The sequence below is a fragment of the Streptomyces sp. NPDC025651 genome, assembly GCF_055558735.1.
Map to the genome: position 1 here is coordinate 834,872 of NZ_JBVHLZ010000001.1, position 17,879 is coordinate 852,750.

Annotated in this window: 37 protein-coding genes; 35 read left to right on the forward strand and 2 right to left on the reverse strand. The window is 69.9% G+C overall.

Going from position 1 to position 17,879, the window contains the following annotated elements; genetic code table 11:
- The first annotated feature begins 71 nt into the window (after positions 1-71).
- From ACZ4D5_RS03685 to ACZ4D5_RS03845, 33 genes are all read left to right on the forward strand, one after another.
- Positions 72-836 (forward strand): hypothetical protein, encoded by a 765-nt coding sequence (locus ACZ4D5_RS03685; RefSeq protein ID WP_467770671.1) that lies wholly within the window; start codon positions 72-74, stop codon positions 834-836.
- Positions 833-1,102, forward strand: coding sequence for a hypothetical protein (locus ACZ4D5_RS03690; protein WP_467770672.1), 270 nt, complete (start codon positions 833-835; stop codon positions 1,100-1,102). Before ACZ4D5_RS03685 ends, ACZ4D5_RS03690 begins: the two co-directional genes overlap by 4 nt.
- Entirely contained in the window at positions 1,099-1,509 is a 411-nt protein-coding gene (locus tag ACZ4D5_RS03695) for a hypothetical protein (protein ID WP_467770673.1), read from the forward strand. Before ACZ4D5_RS03690 ends, ACZ4D5_RS03695 begins: the two co-directional genes overlap by 4 nt.
- A 79-nt stretch (positions 1,510-1,588) precedes the next feature.
- The gene (locus ACZ4D5_RS03700) at positions 1,589-1,918 is read left to right on the forward strand and encodes a hypothetical protein (protein WP_467770674.1); all 330 of its coding nucleotides are present in this window, start codon (positions 1,589-1,591) and stop codon (positions 1,916-1,918) included.
- The gene (locus ACZ4D5_RS03705) at positions 1,915-2,745 is read left to right on the forward strand and encodes a helix-turn-helix domain-containing protein (protein ID WP_467770675.1); all 831 of its coding nucleotides are present in this window, start codon (positions 1,915-1,917) and stop codon (positions 2,743-2,745) included. The genes ACZ4D5_RS03700 and ACZ4D5_RS03705 overlap by 4 nt, the downstream gene beginning before the upstream one ends.
- Positions 2,745-4,430: a DNA cytosine methyltransferase gene (locus tag ACZ4D5_RS03710; protein ID WP_467770676.1), complete on the forward strand. Its 1,686-nt coding sequence runs from the start codon at positions 2,745-2,747 to the stop codon at positions 4,428-4,430. Before ACZ4D5_RS03705 ends, ACZ4D5_RS03710 begins: the two co-directional genes overlap by 1 nt.
- A 77-nt stretch (positions 4,431-4,507) precedes the next feature.
- On the forward strand, positions 4,508-5,068 hold the full coding sequence (locus ACZ4D5_RS03715; protein WP_467770677.1) for a hypothetical protein: 561 nt from the start codon (positions 4,508-4,510) through the stop codon (positions 5,066-5,068).
- Between the two features lie 82 nt (positions 5,069-5,150).
- Positions 5,151-5,918, forward strand: coding sequence for an HNH endonuclease (locus ACZ4D5_RS03720; RefSeq protein WP_467770678.1), 768 nt, complete (start codon positions 5,151-5,153; stop codon positions 5,916-5,918).
- Positions 5,918-6,985, forward strand: a complete 1,068-nt coding sequence (locus ACZ4D5_RS03725) for a hypothetical protein (RefSeq protein ID WP_467770679.1) — start codon at positions 5,918-5,920, stop codon at positions 6,983-6,985. Before ACZ4D5_RS03720 ends, ACZ4D5_RS03725 begins: the two co-directional genes overlap by 1 nt.
- On the forward strand, positions 6,982-7,746 hold the full coding sequence (locus ACZ4D5_RS03730; RefSeq protein ID WP_467770680.1) for a zinc finger domain-containing protein: 765 nt from the start codon (positions 6,982-6,984) through the stop codon (positions 7,744-7,746). The genes ACZ4D5_RS03725 and ACZ4D5_RS03730 overlap by 4 nt, the downstream gene beginning before the upstream one ends.
- Positions 7,743-8,075 (forward strand): hypothetical protein, encoded by a 333-nt coding sequence (locus ACZ4D5_RS03735; RefSeq protein WP_467770681.1) that lies wholly within the window; start codon positions 7,743-7,745, stop codon positions 8,073-8,075. Before ACZ4D5_RS03730 ends, ACZ4D5_RS03735 begins: the two co-directional genes overlap by 4 nt.
- Positions 8,072-8,476, forward strand: coding sequence for a hypothetical protein (locus tag ACZ4D5_RS03740; protein WP_467770682.1), 405 nt, complete (start codon positions 8,072-8,074; stop codon positions 8,474-8,476). Before ACZ4D5_RS03735 ends, ACZ4D5_RS03740 begins: the two co-directional genes overlap by 4 nt.
- Positions 8,473-8,778, forward strand: a complete 306-nt coding sequence (locus ACZ4D5_RS03745) for a zinc finger domain-containing protein (protein WP_467770683.1) — start codon at positions 8,473-8,475, stop codon at positions 8,776-8,778. The genes ACZ4D5_RS03740 and ACZ4D5_RS03745 overlap by 4 nt, the downstream gene beginning before the upstream one ends.
- Positions 8,775-8,996 carry a hypothetical protein gene (locus ACZ4D5_RS03750; protein ID WP_467770684.1) on the forward strand — a complete coding sequence of 74 codons (222 nt, stop codon included), beginning with the start codon at positions 8,775-8,777 and terminating at the stop codon, positions 8,994-8,996. The genes ACZ4D5_RS03745 and ACZ4D5_RS03750 overlap by 4 nt, the downstream gene beginning before the upstream one ends.
- The gene (locus ACZ4D5_RS03755; RefSeq protein ID WP_467770685.1) at positions 8,975-9,208 is read left to right on the forward strand and encodes a hypothetical protein; all 234 of its coding nucleotides are present in this window, start codon (positions 8,975-8,977) and stop codon (positions 9,206-9,208) included. The genes ACZ4D5_RS03750 and ACZ4D5_RS03755 overlap by 22 nt, the downstream gene beginning before the upstream one ends.
- A complete protein-coding gene (locus tag ACZ4D5_RS03760) occupies positions 9,208-9,504 on the forward strand; it encodes a hypothetical protein (protein WP_467770686.1) in 297 nt (98 codons plus the stop codon). Before ACZ4D5_RS03755 ends, ACZ4D5_RS03760 begins: the two co-directional genes overlap by 1 nt.
- Entirely contained in the window at positions 9,504-10,166 is a 663-nt protein-coding gene (locus tag ACZ4D5_RS03765) for an AAA family ATPase (RefSeq protein ID WP_467770687.1), read from the forward strand. The genes ACZ4D5_RS03760 and ACZ4D5_RS03765 overlap by 1 nt, the downstream gene beginning before the upstream one ends.
- Positions 10,167-10,243: 77 nt before the next feature.
- Positions 10,244-10,468: a hypothetical protein gene (locus tag ACZ4D5_RS03770; RefSeq protein WP_467770688.1), complete on the forward strand. Its 225-nt coding sequence runs from the start codon at positions 10,244-10,246 to the stop codon at positions 10,466-10,468.
- The gene (locus ACZ4D5_RS03775; protein WP_467770689.1) at positions 10,465-10,905 is read left to right on the forward strand and encodes a hypothetical protein; all 441 of its coding nucleotides are present in this window, start codon (positions 10,465-10,467) and stop codon (positions 10,903-10,905) included. Before ACZ4D5_RS03770 ends, ACZ4D5_RS03775 begins: the two co-directional genes overlap by 4 nt.
- Positions 10,906-10,994: 89 nt before the next feature.
- The gene (locus ACZ4D5_RS03780; RefSeq protein WP_467770690.1) at positions 10,995-11,204 is read left to right on the forward strand and encodes a hypothetical protein; all 210 of its coding nucleotides are present in this window, start codon (positions 10,995-10,997) and stop codon (positions 11,202-11,204) included.
- A gap of 28 nt (positions 11,205-11,232) precedes the next feature.
- Positions 11,233-11,526, forward strand: a complete 294-nt coding sequence (locus tag ACZ4D5_RS03785) for a hypothetical protein (protein ID WP_467770691.1) — start codon at positions 11,233-11,235, stop codon at positions 11,524-11,526.
- A 74-nt stretch (positions 11,527-11,600) separates the two neighbouring features.
- A complete protein-coding gene (locus ACZ4D5_RS03790; RefSeq protein WP_467770692.1) occupies positions 11,601-12,458 on the forward strand; it encodes a hypothetical protein in 858 nt (285 codons plus the stop codon).
- The gene (locus ACZ4D5_RS03795; RefSeq protein ID WP_467770693.1) at positions 12,455-12,721 is read left to right on the forward strand and encodes a hypothetical protein; all 267 of its coding nucleotides are present in this window, start codon (positions 12,455-12,457) and stop codon (positions 12,719-12,721) included. The genes ACZ4D5_RS03790 and ACZ4D5_RS03795 overlap by 4 nt, the downstream gene beginning before the upstream one ends.
- 58 nt (positions 12,722-12,779) lie before the next feature.
- A complete protein-coding gene (locus ACZ4D5_RS03800; protein WP_467770694.1) occupies positions 12,780-12,962 on the forward strand; it encodes a hypothetical protein in 183 nt (60 codons plus the stop codon).
- A complete protein-coding gene (locus tag ACZ4D5_RS03805) occupies positions 12,959-13,156 on the forward strand; it encodes a hypothetical protein (RefSeq protein WP_467770695.1) in 198 nt (65 codons plus the stop codon). The genes ACZ4D5_RS03800 and ACZ4D5_RS03805 overlap by 4 nt, the downstream gene beginning before the upstream one ends.
- Positions 13,153-13,311, forward strand: a complete 159-nt coding sequence (locus ACZ4D5_RS03810) for a hypothetical protein (RefSeq protein ID WP_467770696.1) — start codon at positions 13,153-13,155, stop codon at positions 13,309-13,311. The genes ACZ4D5_RS03805 and ACZ4D5_RS03810 overlap by 4 nt, the downstream gene beginning before the upstream one ends.
- Positions 13,311-13,799 carry a LuxR C-terminal-related transcriptional regulator gene (locus ACZ4D5_RS03815; RefSeq protein ID WP_467770697.1) on the forward strand — a complete coding sequence of 163 codons (489 nt, stop codon included), beginning with the start codon at positions 13,311-13,313 and terminating at the stop codon, positions 13,797-13,799. Before ACZ4D5_RS03810 ends, ACZ4D5_RS03815 begins: the two co-directional genes overlap by 1 nt.
- Entirely contained in the window at positions 13,796-14,017 is a 222-nt protein-coding gene (locus tag ACZ4D5_RS03820; RefSeq protein WP_467770698.1) for a hypothetical protein, read from the forward strand. The genes ACZ4D5_RS03815 and ACZ4D5_RS03820 overlap by 4 nt, the downstream gene beginning before the upstream one ends.
- Positions 14,014-14,265 carry a hypothetical protein gene (locus ACZ4D5_RS03825; protein ID WP_467770699.1) on the forward strand — a complete coding sequence of 84 codons (252 nt, stop codon included), beginning with the start codon at positions 14,014-14,016 and terminating at the stop codon, positions 14,263-14,265. Before ACZ4D5_RS03820 ends, ACZ4D5_RS03825 begins: the two co-directional genes overlap by 4 nt.
- Positions 14,262-14,495 carry a helix-turn-helix domain-containing protein gene (locus ACZ4D5_RS03830; RefSeq protein WP_467770700.1) on the forward strand — a complete coding sequence of 78 codons (234 nt, stop codon included), beginning with the start codon at positions 14,262-14,264 and terminating at the stop codon, positions 14,493-14,495. The genes ACZ4D5_RS03825 and ACZ4D5_RS03830 overlap by 4 nt, the downstream gene beginning before the upstream one ends.
- Positions 14,496-14,604: 109 nt before the next feature.
- A complete protein-coding gene (locus tag ACZ4D5_RS03835; RefSeq protein WP_467770701.1) occupies positions 14,605-15,345 on the forward strand; it encodes a DUF6085 family protein in 741 nt (246 codons plus the stop codon).
- Positions 15,338-15,652, forward strand: coding sequence for a hypothetical protein (locus tag ACZ4D5_RS03840; RefSeq protein ID WP_467770702.1), 315 nt, complete (start codon positions 15,338-15,340; stop codon positions 15,650-15,652). Before ACZ4D5_RS03835 ends, ACZ4D5_RS03840 begins: the two co-directional genes overlap by 8 nt.
- A gap of 88 nt (positions 15,653-15,740) precedes the next feature.
- On the forward strand, positions 15,741-15,977 hold the full coding sequence (locus ACZ4D5_RS03845) for a hypothetical protein (RefSeq protein ID WP_467770703.1): 237 nt from the start codon (positions 15,741-15,743) through the stop codon (positions 15,975-15,977).
- A 6-nt stretch (positions 15,978-15,983) separates the two neighbouring features.
- On the opposite strand, the gene ACZ4D5_RS03850 is transcribed toward ACZ4D5_RS03845, so the two are convergent.
- Complete coding sequence (locus ACZ4D5_RS03850; RefSeq protein WP_467770704.1) at positions 15,984-16,202, reverse strand: hypothetical protein; 219 nt, start codon at positions 16,200-16,202, stop codon at positions 15,984-15,986.
- A 524-nt stretch (positions 16,203-16,726) separates the two neighbouring features.
- Entirely contained in the window at positions 16,727-16,882 is a 156-nt protein-coding gene (locus ACZ4D5_RS03855) for a hypothetical protein (protein ID WP_467770705.1), read from the reverse strand.
- Positions 16,883-17,226: 344 nt separating this feature from the next.
- Here ACZ4D5_RS03855 and ACZ4D5_RS03860 point away from each other — a divergent pair, with 344 nt between their 5' ends.
- Positions 17,227-17,481 (forward strand): type II toxin-antitoxin system RelE family toxin, encoded by a 255-nt coding sequence (locus ACZ4D5_RS03860; RefSeq protein WP_467770706.1) that lies wholly within the window; start codon positions 17,227-17,229, stop codon positions 17,479-17,481.
- A gap of 7 nt (positions 17,482-17,488) precedes the next feature.
- Positions 17,489-17,734: a hypothetical protein gene (locus tag ACZ4D5_RS03865; RefSeq protein WP_467770707.1), complete on the forward strand. Its 246-nt coding sequence runs from the start codon at positions 17,489-17,491 to the stop codon at positions 17,732-17,734.
- Positions 17,735-17,879: the final 145 nt, after the last annotated feature.

Below are 17,879 nucleotides of genomic sequence, written 5' to 3' on the forward strand. Positions count from 1 at the left end.
ACGCCTTGAGCCGCCCCGCGGGAATCGGGGCGGCTCGGAGCCCAGCACACCACACCCAGGAGACAACCGCCATGAGCCGTTGGTACGTCAGCCAGTCCACAAAGACCGGCGGCATCCACCCGCCCCGAACCTCGGTCAACCGGATCGGTGAGCACTCGTCGGCAATGCGCCGCCAGGAGCAGCGCGTCCACGACAAGCGCATCCTCGCCAACTACGTCCAGCTCAAGCCCGGCATCCTCGTCGTCTGGGACCGCCAGCCGCACCGCGTCGTCGAACTCGCCGAACGCCCCCTCGACCTCTGGGGCGAGAAGCACGAAATGCGGTATGCCACCGCCGTCGAACGCTGGGAGATTGGCGGCAAGCGCGGCCAGCGCCCCGAGAAGGAGACGTGGGACGGGCGCCCCTACGTGTTCGTCCTCCAACCCGATGGCAAGCCGCAGGAGAAGCCGCTCCACTTGATGGGGCCGGCGAACCACTCCTGGCGCGTCCTGCCCGAGCACTACTGGATCTGCTCTGCGTGCGGCGAGCTCCCACCCTGCCGCCACGAGGAAGCCGAGCGGGAAGCCGACCGGCAGGCCGCCGTCGCCGACGTCCTCATGGACATCCCGCCCGGCCACTGCCTCGGCTGCGGCGAGTTCGTCACCAGCCGCCAGCAGGCCGCCCGCTTCCCCGGCCCCAACCTGTGGCGCCCCGACCTCCCCGAGAACTCCGCGGTCTTCCACGCCCGCCGTGAGTGCTCCGACGAAGTCAACCGCTATCGGCAGCAGTGGGAAGCCCGCGGCAACACCTCCGAAGCCCAGCCCAGCCTGTTCAGCGGCGAGGAGAACGCGTCATGACCGCCCCCGTCCCCGTCGAGGGCCGCTGTGAGCGCTGCAAGCAGCCCCGCCCGCTGTTCCCCCGCAAGCCGGACCACGACTGCATCGACGTGATCGGCCGCGTCGACCTCATCGAAGCCGCCCGGCTGATCGCCGAGATCGAAGACCAGGGCGACCGCTGGTGCACCCGCCGCATCGAGGGCCTGCCGCCCATCCGCCTCTGCGTCCGCTGCCACGACGTCGATGCCGCCGAGGAAGCCGCACACGTGAAGGAGTACCAGCTGTGACGCACATCCAGCCTGCCTTCGACGGCGCCGAGTTCGCCGCCCCAGCCCCGGCCAAGTCCCGCCGGATCGTCGACGACTACGAAGCCTGGGTCGACGAGGTGACGCCCGCGTTCATCCAGGCCGCCGACACCGGAGCCCCGTTCACGATCTGCGGTGTCGCCGCGGAGAAGAACCTGCCCGACCCGCCCCGGCCCAAGAGCCAGTGGGGCAGCCTTCCCAGGCGCCTGCAGGACGCCGGGATCATCCGCCACCACGGCTACGGCACCTCCGAACGCGCCCACCAGTCCCTCGTCTACGTGTGGATCGGCGTCCCCGCCCGGATGCGGGAACTGGTCGCCGCACGACGGGCCGCCGAACGCGAAGAGCGCCGCATCGCCCGCCGTCAGCAGGGGAGGGCCGCCGCGTGACCGCCTGGATCTACCCCGCAGCTGTCGTGCTCGTCGCCGCCGTCGAAACGGTCCGCTGGGCCATCGGGAGGCGGACGTGATGCCCGACATCGACAAGATCGAAGCCGCCTACTGGGCCCACCAGGCAGTCACCACCTTCGGCCCCGGACTCGGCGTCGCCGCCGGCATCTGGCTTCTGTGCAAGGCCGTCGACCAACTCATCGACTACATCGTCGACCGCCGCTACGTCGCCGCCGAACGCCGCGAAATCGCCGCACTCCGAGCCGCCGAACACGCCCAGATCATCAAGCTCCGCGACGCCATCGAGGCCGCGCCCCTCATCCCCACCCAGCCCGGCCACGACCAGGCCGCACTCGACACCTGCGAAGCGATCTGGAACCGCAGCCGAGAGGAGGACCCCCAGCCATGACCACCGCACCCAAGCCCCTGCCGCCCCACGGGAGCGAAGCCCGCTACCGAGGCACCCGGACCGGACGCCCCGGCTGCCGCTGCCCCAAGTGCGTCCGCGGCCAGCGCCACGCCGGTATCAACCGCGAACGGCGCCTCCTCCGCGGTGAACGCAACATGATCCCTCGCGCCGAACTGCTGCCCCACATCCAAAAGCTCGTCGACAGCGGCATGAGCCGCACCCTCATCGCCCGCAACGCACACGTCGCCCAGAGCACCATCACCTACCTGATCAACGGCCGCAGCCAGTCATGCCGCCACGACGTCGCCGCTCGCATCCTCGCCGTGCAGCCCCGCCGCTTCGACACCATCTCCGAACGCCCCGCAGTGGGCACCACCCGCCGCATCCGGGCCCTCTACTACCTCGGCCACTCCCGGCACACCATCGCAGCCCTGACAGGGCTGAGCGTCGCCGGAATCAGCGGCTTCGCCGATGGCCGCTGGACCGTCATCGACGGACGGCGAGCCGCCGCAGTCGACACCGCCTACCGACAGCTCATCACCACCCGCGGCACCAACTGGAAGAACGAACGCCGCGCCGTCGCCGAGGGCTGGCACGGGCCCCTGGCCTGGGACGACATCGACGACCCCAACTGCCAGCCCGAGACCGGGCATCGGCACACCGCAGGCCCCGGACGGCCGCCACAGATCGACCCGGACGAAGTCGCCCGACTCACCCGCGCAGGCAAGTCCACCGCGCAGATCGCCCTCCAGCTCGGCTGCCACGTCCGCACCGTCACCCGCGCCCTCGCACGCGTCACGTGCAACGACCTGAAGGAAGCCGCCTGATGTACCGCAACGACGACACCGCGCTGACGGTTATGGACTGGTTCTGCGGCGCGGGCGGCTCCTCGCAGGGCATGCACTCCATCCCCGGTGTACGCATGGAGCGGGCGGCGAACCACTGGGAGCGGGCGATCGAGTCGCACGCCGCGAACTTCCCCACCGTCGACCACTACCGCGGCGACATCCGTGAAGCCCCGGTCGAGACGTGGCCCGTCACCGACATCTTCTGGGCCTCCCCGGAGTGCCCGCAGTGGTCCAACGCCCGCGGCAAGAAGCGCGACTTCGACGCCTCCCTGCAGGGCGACCTCTTCGACGGCTTCGGCCCCTCCGAGGAAGCCGAACGCTCCCGCGCCCTGATGGAGGAAGTCCCCATGTACCTGCGGGGAGTCCAGCAGCGCGGGGGACTGGTCAAGGCCGGAGTCGTCGAGAACGTCGTCGACGTCCGCGCCTGGGACCAGTGGGACCGCTGGATCGGCGAGATCAAGAAGCTCGGCTACGAGACCCGCGTCATCGCCCTCAACTCCATGCACGCCGACCCGCGCACCGTCCACAAGGCCCCGCAGTCCCGCGACCGTCTGTACGTCGCCTACTGGCACCGCTCGCTCGGCCGCGCCCCGGACTGGGACAAGTGGCTGCGCCCCCGGGCCTGGTGCACCGGCTGCGACACGTGGGTGCAGGCCGTGCAGCGGTTCAAGCAGCCCGGCCGCGACATGGGCCGCTACCGCCAGCAGTACGTCTACCGCTGCCCCAACACGAAGTGCCGCAGCCAGGTCGTGGAACCGGAGACCCTGCCCGCCGCCGTCGCGATCGACTGGAGCATCGCCGGACAGCGCATCGGCGACCGCACCAAGCCGCTCGCCGACAAGACCCTCGCCCGCATCCAGGCCGGCCTCGACAAGTTCGCACGCCCTCTCGTGGTCCCCGCGGGTGGCACCTGGCGCAACGACGCCACCCCGGCCACCGAGCCGATCCCCACCCGCACCACCCGCGAGAACGACGGCCTGGCGATACCGCCGCTCCTCATCCCCGTCGAAGGCCGCGACGGCAAGGAACCCGCCTCCGCCCACCACCCGCTGCGCACCCAGACCGCCCGCAACGAAACCGGCCTCGCCTGGCTCCCGTTCATGGTCACCATGCGCGGCGGCGGCGACCAGCTCCGCGGGCGCTCCATCGGCGAACCCGTCGGCACCGTCTCCGCCAACGGCAACCACCACGGCCTCGTCACCCCGAACCTGCCCGCGTTCGTGATGCGCAACAACGGCAGCCACGGAGACGGCGGCGAACACTGCACCCCGGCCGACCAGTACTTCCGCACCATGACCACGGCAGGACACCAGTCCCTCATCACCTGGGAACACCTCCTCGTCCCCTACTACGGCAACGGCACCGCCAAGACCGTCCGCGAACCCGTCGGGACCCTCTCCACCCGCGACCGGTACGCGCTCATCCAGGGCGACGTCGACATCAACGACGTGCTGTTCCGGATGCTCGAACCCCACGAGATCGGCCGCGCCATGAGCTTCGCCGGCACCTACATCGTCCTCGGCAACAAGCGGGAGAAAGTACGCCAACTTGGTAACGCAGTCACCCCGCCCGCCGCGGAGGTCATCGTCGCTGCCTTGGTCGAGGCCATCACAGGCGAGGAACTGGAACGCTACGCCGAGCAGGACCTGGCGGCGGCGGCATGAGGGGCGTCAAGGGCAGTACCCCTCTCTGCCGCGTGGTCACCTGCAACCGCCGAATTCGCCGTAACGGGCTCTGCGAGATGCACGACCAACGGCTGAAGCGCACCGGAACGACGGACGATCCGCCGAAGAAGACGCTCGCCGACAGGTTCTGGGAGAAGGTCGAACGCCGCGCCCCCGACGAGTGCTGGCTCTGGACAGCAGCCACGAACGAGCACGGCTACGGCGTCATGCACCCCGAAGGAAGGCGCCATGGCCCCACAGTCAAGGCGCACCGGGTCTCCCTGTCTCTGGCCGGCGTCAAGGTCGACGGACTGCTGATCCGGCACTCCTGTGACAACCCGCCGTGCGTGAACCCGGCTCACCTCTCCGTCGGCACCAACGCGGACAACTCGGCAGACATGGTCAGCCGCGACCGGCACGCCCGCGGCAGCCGCAGCGGAACCAGCAAGCTCACCGAGGCGCAGGTCGTCGAGATACGCCAGCGGGCGGTGGCAGGCGATCTGCACCGTGCCCTGGCTGCGGACTACGGGGTCAGCCGCCCAACGATCACCGACATCGTCAACGGCAAGACCTGGCGCCACATCACCGGCGACGACATCGACCGGCACACCGAGGAGACCTTCGAGGCCGCCGCGTGACCGGCCACCCCGCCCGCGCCGGGCCCTGACCCCGCACACCACCCGCCCACCGCCACCAGCACCAGCAGGAAGAAGAGAACCCATGGCCGTCTCCAAGCGCCTCAGGTACGAGGTACTTCGTCGGGACAATCACGCCTGCCGATACTGCGGCGCCACAGCGCCGAGCGTGAAGCTCAACGTCGACCACGTCATTCCGCAGGCGCTCGGTGGCGCCGACAAGCCCGACAACCTCGTCACGTCCTGCGCTGACTGCAACGCCGGCAAAACCAGCAGCATGCCGAACGCCATGCCCGTCGCCGACGTCGACCAGGAGACGTTCCGGCAGGCCGCGCAGCTCAAGGATGAAGCAGAGCAAAGGCGCATAGTGACCTTTGTGCATCTCGCCATGGTGTGGGCATGGGCATGGGAGAAGACCGGGCACCCGATCAGCAGGCATGACGAGGACTTCTTCACCGAGGAAACCCACAAGCTGCTCGACTGCGGCTGGTCCGCACGCACGGAACTCACCGAGGCGGCGTTCTGTGCAGGCTCACAGAACGCAGTCGACATCGCTTCGTACATCGGGCGCATCATGCGGGCCTCCCCGGTCCGACCATCCGTTGAAGACGAAAGGCTCGTGACCTGCGTCGAAGCCATCAACGCTTGGGAGTCCGCCTGGGACCTCGTGAGCGACGAGGGAACACCCGACGGATACACGGTCAGTCGATTCATCGACGAGGTCGGGGCAACCTTCGACGCCGGAGCGGACCCCGCGAAACTGGTACGTGCAGCCGAAGCTGCTGGCCGATCAATGAGTACGGATCTCACTCAGCACCTAGCCGAACTCAGCGTATCTGGCGGTGAGCTGTGATGGCTCGCGGACATGGACGCATCCTCGCCAGCATTTGGGACGACGCCGACTTCCTTGCCCTCACGGAGCGGGAGCAGCGCCTCTACCTGTTCCTGATCTCGCAGTCGAACCTGAACCACGCCGGCCTGCTGGACCTGACGCTGCGGCGGTGGTCCCGTAAAGCCCGCGGGCTGACATCCGCTGAACTGGAGAAGACACTCCAGGCCCTCGAGGCTGCCCGCTTCATCGTCATGGACGACGAGACGGAAGAGCTTCTCATCCGGTCGTTCATCCGCAACGACGGGGTGTGGAAGCAGCCGAAGGTGATGGGCGCAATGGTGGCGGGCGCACTGGAAATCTCGTCCCGGCGATTGCGCCGCGCACTTCTCGCCGAAGTGGACCGCATCCCGCTGAACGAACTGAGCGACGAGCCCGGGGCGCGAGGGCCCTCGATCCGCCGCCAGGTCGCCGATCACATCGAGACGCTCCGCAAGGCGTTTCGAGAGCCAGACCCGACCCCCGATTCAAGGGGTTCAGCAACCCCTTCCGGACCCCCTTCGGGAACCCCCTCCGATACCCCTCACCAAGCTCCTGCGGAAGGGGGTCCGAAAGGCTCTACGCGCGGGCGCGCGCCCGCATCACGCGCGCATTCCCCTGCCCCTGCCCCTACCCCTGCCCCTAACCCCAGCCCCGAGAGAGAGGGCGCGCGTGAGATCGAACCGACCGCCGCCGCGGCGGTTGATGCCTCGCGGCCTGACGGCCGCGACTCTCTCCACGAGTTGCCCGACGACTTCACTCTCACCGACGGCATGCGCGTCTGGGCGCAGCAGACCTACCCCCGCGTCGACGCCGACCACGAGACCGAGAAGTTCATCCTTCACTGGCGAGGCGAGGGAGCCCGGCGCCGCAACTGGTACGCCGCCTGGCAGAAGTGGATCACCGACGCGAACCAGTACCTGCTCAAGCACGGGCCCGCCAACTCGAACGTCATCGACCTCGCCTCCGGACAGCCGCTACCCGGCACCGACACCACGGTGTCCGGCTGGGCCGCTGTTGCCGCCTCTTTCGATTCGGAGGACTCAGCGTGACCCCGAAGGAAGCCGCCGAACTGCTGGGCCACTGCTCGGCGTTCGACAACCGCAAGCCGTCCCAGGCCGCCGCCATGGCATGGGCCGCCGCCCTGCACGACGTGCCGCTGGACGCGGATGCCAAGGCCGCCGTCGCGGCCTATTACACGACGCCGCCGAAGGATCCCGACGCGAAGCTGTGGATCCTGCCGCATCACGTCCGTTCGCTCCGCTCCAAAATCCGTTCCGATCGGCTGGAGAACTTCCAGTACGAGCCGCTGCCCGACGAGACCCCGGCCGAGTTCATAGCCCGCTACCGCGGCCAAGTGCAGGCCATCGCCTCCGGCCGAGTCGCCGGCCCGTCGGGCGCGCCGATGCTCGAAGGCGGCGCGCCCCGCGGGTTCACCGCCGAGCTCGAGGCCCGCGGCTGGAGCGTCGGCCGCGACGTGTCCGACTCCGACGACGCCCCGGTCGAAGCCGAACTGATCGATAGCGTGCGCCGGTCCGGCCCGCTCGGCATCGCATGCCCGGTCGAGCAGTGCCAGGCGGCGATAGGCAGGCCGTGCAAGGGCCCCGGCGGCTCCGAGAAGCAGCCGATGGGCAAGCCGCGCCTCAACCCGCACCGTGCCCGCGTCCGGGCCGCCAGCGGCGAGGCGGAGCTGGCCGCCGCGGAACGCCTCGAGCAGGAGCGCGCGATCAAAGCCCGGTCCGCGCAGCACCTGGCGCGCGAAGCCGAGGACATCCCCGACGCAGTGGTCGTCGACGAGGGGGCCGAGTCGTGACTGATGCCCGGATCCCTGAGGACGACGGCATCCAGCCCGCCGACATCGCGGCGGTCCGCGGTGAAGGCCGCGCCGAGTTGCGGGACTTGATGCGGGCGCAGATCGCGATCGGCCGTGCCCGCCGTGAGCCGCCGAAGAAGCCGCCCCCGGCTCGGCCTCCCGGTCACCGGCCGGGTGCGTGGCCGCCGGGCACGTCGCCGCCTGGTCCGCCGCCGGAGTGGAGCTTGCCGCCCGAAGCGTGGCGGGCCGCCGCCCGGCACCTCAGCAACGAGATCAACCGACCGAACGAACCCTGCGACTGCGGCAACTGCCCCGAGGAGAACCGATGAGTGCGCCCACGGAGACCACGTACCTGGCGTGGATCTGCCAGCAGTGCCGCATGGCCTGCAAGGTGCAGCCCGAGGTCGTCAAGCCCGGCTGCCGCTGCAAGAAGCCCGTGCCGAAGCTCCGGCCGACCGTCGAAACCCAGATGCATGCCCCGCCCCGTCGGCCCATGCACGCCCTGGACGAGGAGGAAGCCCGCCTGCGTGAGCTGATCCTCAGCCGTCAGCGACTGCGCATCACGTTCGAAGCCGACATTGCCCAGGCCTGGACGGTCGACGGCATGAACGGCACGAGGCAGATCCAACTCATCGTCACGACGCCGGACGGCCGTCGGCACGCAGTCGACCCGAGTCAGCCCGGAGTCCGCGTCGAAGCCGCCGACAACAGCCCTGAGGAGAACCGATGACGATCCATTCCGGCGCCCCGATGCCCGAGTCGCTGCGCCACCAGATGCGCGCCAAGGCTCACCCCGCCCGGTCGGTGCCCTGCCCGCACTGCGGAGCCGCCGCGCACAAGCCGTGCCGACTGCGCTCGTCCGGCCGACTGCTGACCGAGCCGCACCCGCAGCGGATCTCCGACTGGGCGCGCACCGTCGCCTGCTGCCCGCACTGCCAGGTCGAGCCCGGCACCGACTGCCACGACGGCGGCTGGGCCCGCCAGACCGTCCACGCCCGCCGCTACCAGGAAGCTGAGGAAACCGCGGCATGAACCCTGAACCCGTCGCCGACCGATGCGGCCGTTGCCACCAGCCCCGGCCGTGCTTCGACGCCAAGCCCGAGTGGGGGCGCGTACCCGCCCGACTCTGCCCGACCTGCTGGAGCAGGCACGCCGACGCCCGAGCCGCCCGCACGTACATCGACTTCAACGACGCCTTCGACAACGCCAGCGACGAGGAGCTGTCCGCATGGCTCAAGCAGGCACGGTGAACTCCTACGAGCGGCTGATGGCGGAAGCGCTGCCGACCGGCACCTTCGGCCATGCCGAAGGTGCCACGCCCCGCCGCAGCAGCGGGCCGCCGTACTGGACACCGGACGAGCAGGCCGCCCACGTTGCTGCCCTCGAGGCCGAGTTGGACCTCCTCGAAGGCCGCGGCACCGGAAAGCCCGAACTCCGCCTCGTCGAAGGCGAGGCTGCCTGATGGACGTCCTGTCCGCGGCGGGAGCCGCTTTCACCTTCATCGGCGTTGCAGCCCTGCTGACCCGCGCCCTGGAGTCGTACCGCTGCTACGGCCTCATGGCCATCGGCTACGTGCTGTACGGCATCCAGAACATCCTCGAGGACGACCGCCTGTGGACTGTCGTCGACGCCGCGGCCTGCGCCTGGTTCGCCTGGCAGTGGTGGATTGGCGGGGGCGGCGACGACACCCGGCGCCGGCTGCGGCGCTGGGCCCGCAAGTTCACCCCGGTCCGCCGCACTGCCCCGGTAGGTGCCTGATGTCGCACGTTGATGCCCGCCCCGGCCCGGTGCTGCACCTGATGCAGGGCTTGCCCGCGGCGGGGAAGACCACGCTGGCCCGCAAGCTGATCGCCAACTCGGACCGTCCGCTGCGGTATGTGGGTCTGGATGCGCTGCGGTGGATGCTGGATGCGCAGACTCCGACCGCCTGGTGGGACGAGGGCCTCGAGGAGCCCACCACCCGGGCGCAGGCGGCGCTCGTCGCCTCGCTGCTCCGCGACGGCTGTGATGTGCTCCTCGACGGCACGCACGTGGACGCCGTCCAGTGCGAGGCGCTGCGGGCCGCGCTCTGGGGACGGCGGGTCGATGTCGCCGTGCACTCGCTGGATACCCCGGCCGCCGTGTGCGTGGCCCGGGATGCCAAGCGCCTGCATCCGATCGGTGAGGTGTGCATCCGGGACCTGGACGCGCGGCGGGTGCGGGCGGTCGCCGGCGGCTGGGAGTTGACGGGGGAGTGGCTCGGCGGGTTCTCGGTATCGGGGCGGCAGGGCAAATCGCCGCGAACTATCACCAATCTCGGTGTCGGTGCACCGCTGGACGTTCCCTCTCCTGTGGCCAGCCCCCGAGGAGCCGCCACAACGCCCCTAGAAGCTCCTGAACCCGCCTCGATGGCACCAGGAGGCGACCGGGGGGTCCGTTAGGCCGCCAGGGGGCCGCACAGAGCCTCGAACCCGCCCGGGAGACCCCGAGTCATCCCCGACAACCCCGAGAAGGACCCGTGACCGAGACGCACCCGGACGACCACTGGGGCCCAACACGGCGCCCCAAAGGCCGCATCCGCAACCTCAGCCCCGACGAACTCGCCCTCGCCGACGACCTCCACACCCGAGCCCTCGCCCTCCGCGCAGCCTCCGACGGCGACCTGTCCATACGCGACGCCGTCCACCTCGCCGCCGTCCAACTCGGCCTCGAAGCACCCCGATCCGAAGGGGAAGACCAGTGACCACCCGAACCCGCACCAACACCCCCGACCGCAAGAACCCCGACGGTTCGACCACGATCCGCCTCAAGCGCGCCTGCAACGGCTGTGACCAGTACGTCGGAGACATCGCCGACTGGGATGTCGACGAGCACGGCAACCTGACCGACGTCCGCGGCGAGTGCGCCAACTGCAGGCCCGTCGTCGAACTGGAGGCCGCGGACTGCAAGACGTGGCAGCTCACACCACGGAACATCGCCCGCGTCGACCACGAGATCGACCGGTGCGGAACCTTCGTCAAGCAGCACACCGAGACCGACGACGACGGGCACGTGGTCACGATCGGGCTGCGGATCGGCGAGAAGCCGACCCACGTCGTTGCGCTCTTCGGTGACTGGATCATCCGGCATCCCGATGGCCGCTGGTCCGTGCACGTCGCGCCGACGGAGGTGCGGCGATGACCGTGCAGCTTCCGCCGCCGTCGACCGCCTTGACTGTCCATGAGGGTGCCGCCCGGATCCGAAGGGCCGCTGAACGTGCCGCGTTCGCCATGACCGTCAACTCGTACTGGGACAACGGCTGGGCGGCCGGGGTGACGAACGCGATCGGCGGCGACGAAGGCGAACTCGCCGCGGTGTTCACCCCGGAGCTGGCCGTGCAGATCGCGGACTGGCTCGACGAATGCGCCTCCGCCAACGCCCGTCGCAGCGAGCCGATCCCAGCCCTGGCTCTCGCCCTCGCCACCCACCCCGCCCCGTGATCCCCAACCCGACCCGAAGGAGCAGCACATGACCGAGCAACCGAACCTGCTGGAGGAGCTCTTCGCTCTGCCCGCCGCCGAGGTTCCGCCGCACACGCCAGCCGAGGAGCTGCACGCGGCATCGCTGATCGTCCACATCCGCGACGGCTACATGGCGTCGGCGCTGCTCTGGTGGCTGCGGGACACGGCCACGATCCACTCCCCGACCGCCGACGGCCTCAACTGCGAGCTGGACGGCGACAACTGGCCCTGCTCCGACATGCGCGCCGCACAGAAGGTCGCCGAGGCCATCAACTACGGCCTGTACGACCCCGCCCCGTGACCACGCGAGTGCAGCGCCCGGGTCGTAGCCGGGCGCTGCACCCCCGACCCTGCCAGACCCGACCGGAGATGACCATGACTGAACCCGACCCTCTGACCCGCAAGGTGTTCCTCGCCGAGACTGCCGCCGTCAACGAGCACCTCGGCCTCCCCGCCCCGTCTGTGCCCGCCGCTGTCCTCGCCGAGTGCGACGCGATCGAGGCCGACTACCGCGATCAGCAGGACGACGTCGCCGTTGGCGCCCGCGCCGCCATCCTCCGCATCCGCGCCCAGATCGCCGTCCCGTCTGCGCCCGCTGACGTCGGCCTCCGTGACCGGATCCGCCGCGCGATCTGCGAGGCCGACGGCTTCGCCTGGGACCCCGACATGCTGGAGCCCGACGAGTACGGGGAGCACGCCAACGCCGTCCTGGCCGTCCTCCCCGAGGCCCGCCGCCCGTTCGACGTGCAGGCCGGACTGCAACGCCTTGCCGACGACCTGAAGCGCGGGGAGGACGACTTGTCTGCTCCCGACGACGAGGCGCATTCCGCCGAGCACTCCTGGGCGGCCGAACTGCTCGACCCACTCGCCGAGGAGTGGGTCCCGGGAAGCCGATACCTCGCCCGTGAGCGTGCCGTCCGTGCTCTGGAACACGCGCGGCAGGTTGCTCCGACGTGGGAAGACGGCACGCCCACCCAGCGGCGTCTCGTGCGTGCGACCACGACGTACACCGTAGAGACCACCGACGAGGTGCGGCAGGCGCCAGAGCCGGAGGTGTTCGGCCCGGACGTCGTCGCCTACCGCCACCCCGCCCGGCCCCGCGCCTACCTGTGCCGCCGCCACGGCGACGGGCGCGGCCTGACGCCGCTGGATTCCGACGACCTGCCCGACGGGGGGATCTGCGACGAGTGCGGCGGCGACGTCCTCAACCCGCAGGCGAGGGAGGGGCGGTGAGCGCCGAGCAGATCGCTCTCGACATACCGCTGCCCACACCGGACCCACCTCCGCCGCCGATCTACTGGGAGTGCCGCGGCCCGCGCGACTGGCAGCCCGTCCTCGTCGTGATTCGGAACGGCAACTCCCGCGGCATGACCCAGCCGCACTTCCCGCTCGTCCATACGAAGCCACTCGCACCCCGCAACGTCACCATCGAACGCGCCGACGGACATCGCCGCGTCGTGCCCGTGCGCAGTCTTCGCCGGAAGAACCCCAACTAGCCGTCCCGGGGGCGGTGGTTCCGGCCGCCCCCCACCCCGAACCGACAGGAGCACGCACGTGATCCGCGTAACCGTCACCGTCAACGCCTACTTCGACGACGACATCAACGACACCGGCAAGCGCACCGAACGACTCCGGCAGGTCACCGGCCCCATCAGTGAGGCGATCAAGGAGAGCGGCGAGTATGTGCGCTGCCGCATCGAAAGCAGCTCCGACTACATCCGGGCGGTGGCGTCATGACCACCCCGCGCCCGGCCGCGACCGCGAAGCCCTCCCGCCGACCGCAGGCCCGCAAGTACGTCAACGCCGCAGCCGCCGAGCTCCTCGCCCGCTGCTTCCCCGGGATGGTCCCCGCCCTCGTCATCGAAGAAGCGCTCCGCGAGAAAGCCGTTCGTGAAGGACGCCTCACCGCCAAGCCGAGGAGCAAGCCGTGACCGAAACCTGGTCGGAGCCGTGCGGCCTCTCCGACACCGACCTGCTCACCGAACCGCCCACCGACGAACCGCCCGCCGACCTGCGCGGACAGGGTGTCACCGTCGACGAATGGGGCACCACCGTCACGGTCGAGCTCGCGGGGGAGTGGCTGTAGTGCGCGCACCCGCCCCGCCGAAACTGACCAGCCACGAACAAGAGATCCTCACCCTCGTCGCCCTCGGATACAGCCACCAAGAGATCGGCGAGCAGCTCTACATCACCCGAAGAGCCGCCACCGCCACCGTCAGCCGCGCCATGATGAAGCTCGGCGCGCTCAACGCCCCGCACGCCGTGCTCCTCGCCGTGCAGGCCGGCCTCATCGACGGACGGCCCAAGCGCCCGAAGGGGAGCCCCGGCCCGGCACGCATGCCGCTCACCCCCCGTCAGGCCGACGTCCTCACCGCGGCGGCCGACGGTGCGCCGCTCACCGAGATCGCGGCCCGGCTCGGCATCCCCCGCGGGCAGATAGCCGCACGTCTGTCCGCCGCCTACACCCGCCTCGGCGTCGCCAACCTGCCCCGCGACCAACGCCGTGCCGCCGCCATCCGCATCGCCCGCAAACGCGGGTTGATCCCCCACCCCAGCAAGGAGTCCACCGCATGAACATCCAGCCAGGCCAGACCTACCGGAGCTGTGACCCGCGCGGCGGCCCTCGCATCCGCATCGTGTCCTGCCGCCCCTGGGAAGCACGAGCTGACGTGGTCGACGCCGTCACCGGCAAGCGGCCCCGGCAAATCCTCGTAACCCAGCTCCACGGCTGCGCCACCACCCGTGACGGCAGGCCCCGCCGCACCGGATATGTCCTGGAGGACGGCGCATGACCAGCCATCTGCCCCGCCGTTTCCACCTCGTCCGCGACGTCGATGAGACCGGCACCTCTGGCATCGGCACCGTCGTCGAGGGCCTGGAGTTCACCGACGGAACCGTCGCCTTGCGCTGGCTGACCGCCACCACATCGACCGCCATCTACGCGTCGATAGCCGACGTCGAAACCATCCACGGCCACGGCGGCAAGACCCGCGTCGTCTGGATCGACCCCCACCCAGCCGACCTGCGAGAGCCCGCATGAGCACCTTCCTCCTCGACGTCCCGGAACTGCACCGCCGCCACGACCAGCAGCGCCGGGAGCACGGCCTGACGTGGCGCCAACTGGCCGACGAGGTCTGTATTTCCCCTTCGACCCTGTCCCGCCTCGCAGACGGGAAGCGACCGGACGCTGACGCGCTCGTCTCGCTGCTCGTCTGGCTCGACCTCGACACCGACATCGCACTCGTGATCAAACCCAAGGACGTCGCATGACCACCGCCTTCACCGTCCTCATCTGGCTGGCCTGCGCCTGGCTTCTCGTCATGCTCACGGCCGCCGGAGTCGCCCGCTACCGCATCCGCCGCGACCGGAAGGAGCAGCCGTGACCGACCTGATCAACACGCCGTGGACGTCCGAACAAGTCGACGCCCTCAACCGCTACCAACAGGCGGGATGGATGCACCCGTTCACGTGCGGAGCAGAGCATCGAGGCCAGCGCCCGGTCCTCGACGCCACGCATGCCGGATGGATCTGCCCCGACCCGAAGTGCAAGTACACGCAGGGCTGGGCGCACGCCTTCATGGCCGACCCCAGCAAGTGGCCCACGCGACTGCAGGCGGCCCCAGACGGCCTTCAGGGCGTCCCGCAGCCCCGCCACGGCGCCGGAGAGCAGCCGGAGGGCGCAGAGGCGCCACGGGAGCCCGTACAGGGCTTTGCCGCCGTCCAGGGCCGCTGCCCCGCCTGCCAAGGGGCCAGCCTGATGCTTGCCGCGGGCGGGCACATCACCTGCCGCCGCCTCAACTGCCCCGACCCCGAAGCCGCAGCACGGCTCCTGCACGGTGACCGGCTTGCCGCACCCGACCATGACGGCGAGGCTCCGTCCGGACTGTCCGTCGGCGCCTGGAGGGCGACCGCGGCCGTCGCCGCCGCCCTCCACCGCAGCGCCGAGCGCGACGTCACCCGCATCATCGGCCTCGCCGAACGCTGGACCGGCATCCCCGACCGGCAGGAGGCGCTCGCCGAACTCCGCGCCGCACTCCAACCCGCCCACGACGGGCCGACCATCGCCGAAGCAGCCGCCGACGACCGCGCGCACTGGGACGACAAGTACTCCCGTGACTGACCCACCCGCACGACAGGAGCATGCATTCCTGATCAACAACCTGCCGTGGGCGTGTGAGCGCTACGCAGAAATCGCCGACGACCTGCAGGCCGTCAACACCATCCACAGCACACTCAAAGCCCTGGAGACCGGCGAACGAGGGCACAAGAAGTTCACCGCCTACTGCAACACCGGCCAGTGCGACGGACAGATGCGCATCACCCTGTACACCGCCCGGGCCACCTGCCCCCACTGCAGCACCGAATACGACAAGACCAGCCTCGCCGGGCTGGCCACCGAGTACGACAGCCAAAGGAGCGCGGCATGACCCTCATCCTCTGCCTCACCGCCATCCCCACCGGCTACGCGGTGGGTGTACTCCTCGCCGAACTGCTCTGGCGCGCCACCCACAGGCCATGAGTGGCGACGACGAAGAGCCGGTCCGTCCGGTCACCAGCGGCATGCCGATCGTCACCGGCCGCGACGGGCGCGCCTACCTCGGCTGCGACGCCGTCGTGTCACTGCTCCGCGGCATCGCCAGCGCCTGCCGAGGCAACGTCCACGACGACGAAACCGCGACAGCCTTCGCCGACGCCGTCGACCAAGAGGCAGACAACCTCGACTGCCGGGCCATCGTTCAGACGAGGCGGTGAGTGCAGTCAGGGGGCGGGGTCGCCGGGGCGTTGGGGGAGTTCGGCGCCGGGCAGGGAGGCGTACCACGCCCACAGCTGCTCGGTGATCTTTGAGCGGTTGGAGCCTGCTGCTTTCGCCGCCGTGTCGAAGGCGGTCTTCACCTCCGGCGCGACGCGTACTGAGGCTCCGTCGCCGCTGCCGGTTGCGGGGCGTCCGCGGGGCCTGGACTCACTCTTTTCTGTCATGCAGAAAATCATGGCGCACCCTCTTGACGGGGGCAAGACTCCGCAGGATTCTTGTAATACAGAAAAGGCCCCCCGAGGAGAACGCGACCGGTTCGAATCCGGCGGAGGGCACGCAGACCGGGCGGAGAGTAGGCAAAACCCGCCAAGCGCGGTGAGTCTCCCGGTGCAGCAAAGCTCTCAAGTACGGCCCACGCGCCCTCAGCCAGGGCACGCGGGCACGGCGCTGACGGCCCACCCACCCCAGGCGGGGAAGCGGCGAGCCGCCAGGAACACCCGGAACCCCGAGGACTGATCACCCCCGGGGTCCCGCCCCACTCGCACCACCAGAACCGAGGCGGCCATGGACTTCATCCTCTTCGACACCATCCGCACCATGTGGGCCCACGCAGACATCATGATCGCCGCAGGCGTCGCAGCCGCAGCCCTCACCGCCCGCATCACCTTCAACTGACCGCCGAGACCCGCACGCCACAGCCCCCAGCCGGCAGGCCGGGGCTTCTCGCGTCAGCGCCGAGTCGCTGGCCCTACTCCCGCGACGGCACCCGGGCGGCGAGATTCGACAGCAGCCAGAACACCATCTGCTCATCCACCCCGCCGCCATCCACCACCGCACCCAACACCTCGACCATGTCCTGCGCCTCCGACAGGGTCAGTAGCGGCAGAAGCTCGTCGTCATCCATGACCAGGCAACGGCGGGGGAGCGGTGGCGGTCACGGGGCGAGGCAAGCTCCGATACGTCAAGCTCGCCTGACAACGACAGGCGCGCCTGCGATTTCCGCTACCTTGGATGGCCTAGGCCATCAAACTTCCACGGAGGCCCCGATGCCGCGCACCGTACTTGCACCCGAGGAAGCGGTCGCCCTCCGCGAATGGGCCGAACGTGAGCGCGACACATCCCCCAAACTGGCGGCCGTCCTCGAAGACCTTGCCGCCAACGGCCTCCCTGGCGAGGATGAGTGCGTGCCTTGGGAAACAGTCCGCGACGCCCAGTACCAGCGGCTAGGAATCGACCCCTCACGCTGGCATGTCGCCTAAGCACGGCCCCTGGCGGGCGGACGCCGACTTCATCGCCGCGGCCCGCGAGCAGATCAAGCGACTCGACACCCAAGAGACCATCGCCATCGACCGGGCAGTCGTCGCCATCCAAACCGATCCCCGCATCGGCGACCCCGCCCCCGGCGGATCCCGCGAGTACCGCGAACCGGGCACTAGCGTCCGCATCGTCTACTACGTCATCGAAGGCGGCGGCAAGATCCTCATCGTCTACGTCGAAGCCTGAGGCCGCCGTGACCAACTGGACGCCGCTCCCGCCCGGCGACACCTGCGAACAGCTCCCCGACCACGTGCTCGCGCTGATCGACGTGCCGCCGTACCTGTCCACCGCATGCGAAGCAGCGATGCTCCTCAAAACCGCGGGCAGGCAGCACCCCGAACAAGCCGCCGAGCTCACCGAATGGCGCGACCGCATGCACCAGCGCTGCCGCCGCCGCAACAAATTCACCGGCCAGCTCTGCGGCTGCAACTGCCACTGACCCCCATAGCGCCCCCGTCCTGGACCACCGGGCGGGGGCTCAGACGTGTGCGCGGCTACTCGCCGTCCCCTCCCGGCCAGTTGTGGGGGACATCGCGTCATTCTCCACATTGCGGGCCGGTGAGTGATCAACAGTTCGGTAGATC

Bases quoted from the DNA above. Each gene is read 5' to 3' on its own strand.
- ACZ4D5_RS03685 (WP_467770671.1), top strand. From the start codon at position 72: ATGAGCCGTTGGTACGTCAGCCAGTCCACAAAGACCGGCGGCATCCAC.
- ACZ4D5_RS03690 (WP_467770672.1), top strand. From the start codon at position 833: ATGACCGCCCCCGTCCCCGTCGAGGGCCGCTGTGAGCGCTGCAAGCAG.
- ACZ4D5_RS03700 (WP_467770674.1), top strand. From the start codon at position 1,589: ATGCCCGACATCGACAAGATCGAAGCCGCCTACTGGGCCCACCAGGCA.
- ACZ4D5_RS03705 (WP_467770675.1), top strand. From the start codon at position 1,915: ATGACCACCGCACCCAAGCCCCTGCCGCCCCACGGGAGCGAAGCCCGC.
- ACZ4D5_RS03710 (WP_467770676.1), top strand. From the start codon at position 2,745: ATGTACCGCAACGACGACACCGCGCTGACGGTTATGGACTGGTTCTGC.
- ACZ4D5_RS03715 (WP_467770677.1), top strand. From the start codon at position 4,508: ATGCACGACCAACGGCTGAAGCGCACCGGAACGACGGACGATCCGCCG.
- ACZ4D5_RS03720 (WP_467770678.1), top strand. From the start codon at position 5,151: ATGGCCGTCTCCAAGCGCCTCAGGTACGAGGTACTTCGTCGGGACAAT.
- ACZ4D5_RS03725 (WP_467770679.1), top strand. From the start codon at position 5,918: ATGGCTCGCGGACATGGACGCATCCTCGCCAGCATTTGGGACGACGCC.
- ACZ4D5_RS03740 (WP_467770682.1), top strand. From the start codon at position 8,072: ATGAGTGCGCCCACGGAGACCACGTACCTGGCGTGGATCTGCCAGCAG.
- ACZ4D5_RS03745 (WP_467770683.1), top strand. From the start codon at position 8,473: ATGACGATCCATTCCGGCGCCCCGATGCCCGAGTCGCTGCGCCACCAG.
- ACZ4D5_RS03750 (WP_467770684.1), top strand. From the start codon at position 8,775: ATGAACCCTGAACCCGTCGCCGACCGATGCGGCCGTTGCCACCAGCCC.
- ACZ4D5_RS03755 (WP_467770685.1), top strand. From the start codon at position 8,975: ATGGCTCAAGCAGGCACGGTGAACTCCTACGAGCGGCTGATGGCGGAA.
- ACZ4D5_RS03760 (WP_467770686.1), top strand. From the start codon at position 9,208: ATGGACGTCCTGTCCGCGGCGGGAGCCGCTTTCACCTTCATCGGCGTT.
- ACZ4D5_RS03765 (WP_467770687.1), top strand. From the start codon at position 9,504: ATGTCGCACGTTGATGCCCGCCCCGGCCCGGTGCTGCACCTGATGCAG.
- ACZ4D5_RS03780 (WP_467770690.1), top strand. From the start codon at position 10,995: ATGACCGTCAACTCGTACTGGGACAACGGCTGGGCGGCCGGGGTGACG.
- ACZ4D5_RS03785 (WP_467770691.1), top strand. From the start codon at position 11,233: ATGACCGAGCAACCGAACCTGCTGGAGGAGCTCTTCGCTCTGCCCGCC.
- ACZ4D5_RS03790 (WP_467770692.1), top strand. From the start codon at position 11,601: ATGACTGAACCCGACCCTCTGACCCGCAAGGTGTTCCTCGCCGAGACT.
- ACZ4D5_RS03805 (WP_467770695.1), top strand. From the start codon at position 12,959: ATGACCACCCCGCGCCCGGCCGCGACCGCGAAGCCCTCCCGCCGACCG.
- ACZ4D5_RS03820 (WP_467770698.1), top strand. From the start codon at position 13,796: ATGAACATCCAGCCAGGCCAGACCTACCGGAGCTGTGACCCGCGCGGC.
- ACZ4D5_RS03825 (WP_467770699.1), top strand. From the start codon at position 14,014: ATGACCAGCCATCTGCCCCGCCGTTTCCACCTCGTCCGCGACGTCGAT.
- ACZ4D5_RS03830 (WP_467770700.1), top strand. From the start codon at position 14,262: ATGAGCACCTTCCTCCTCGACGTCCCGGAACTGCACCGCCGCCACGAC.
- ACZ4D5_RS03845 (WP_467770703.1), top strand. From the start codon at position 15,741: ATGAGTGGCGACGACGAAGAGCCGGTCCGTCCGGTCACCAGCGGCATG.
- ACZ4D5_RS03850 (WP_467770704.1), bottom strand. From the start codon at position 16,202: ATGACAGAAAAGAGTGAGTCCAGGCCCCGCGGACGCCCCGCAACCGGC.
- ACZ4D5_RS03855 (WP_467770705.1), bottom strand. From the start codon at position 16,882: ATGGATGACGACGAGCTTCTGCCGCTACTGACCCTGTCGGAGGCGCAG.
- ACZ4D5_RS03860 (WP_467770706.1), top strand. From the start codon at position 17,227: ATGTCGCCTAAGCACGGCCCCTGGCGGGCGGACGCCGACTTCATCGCC.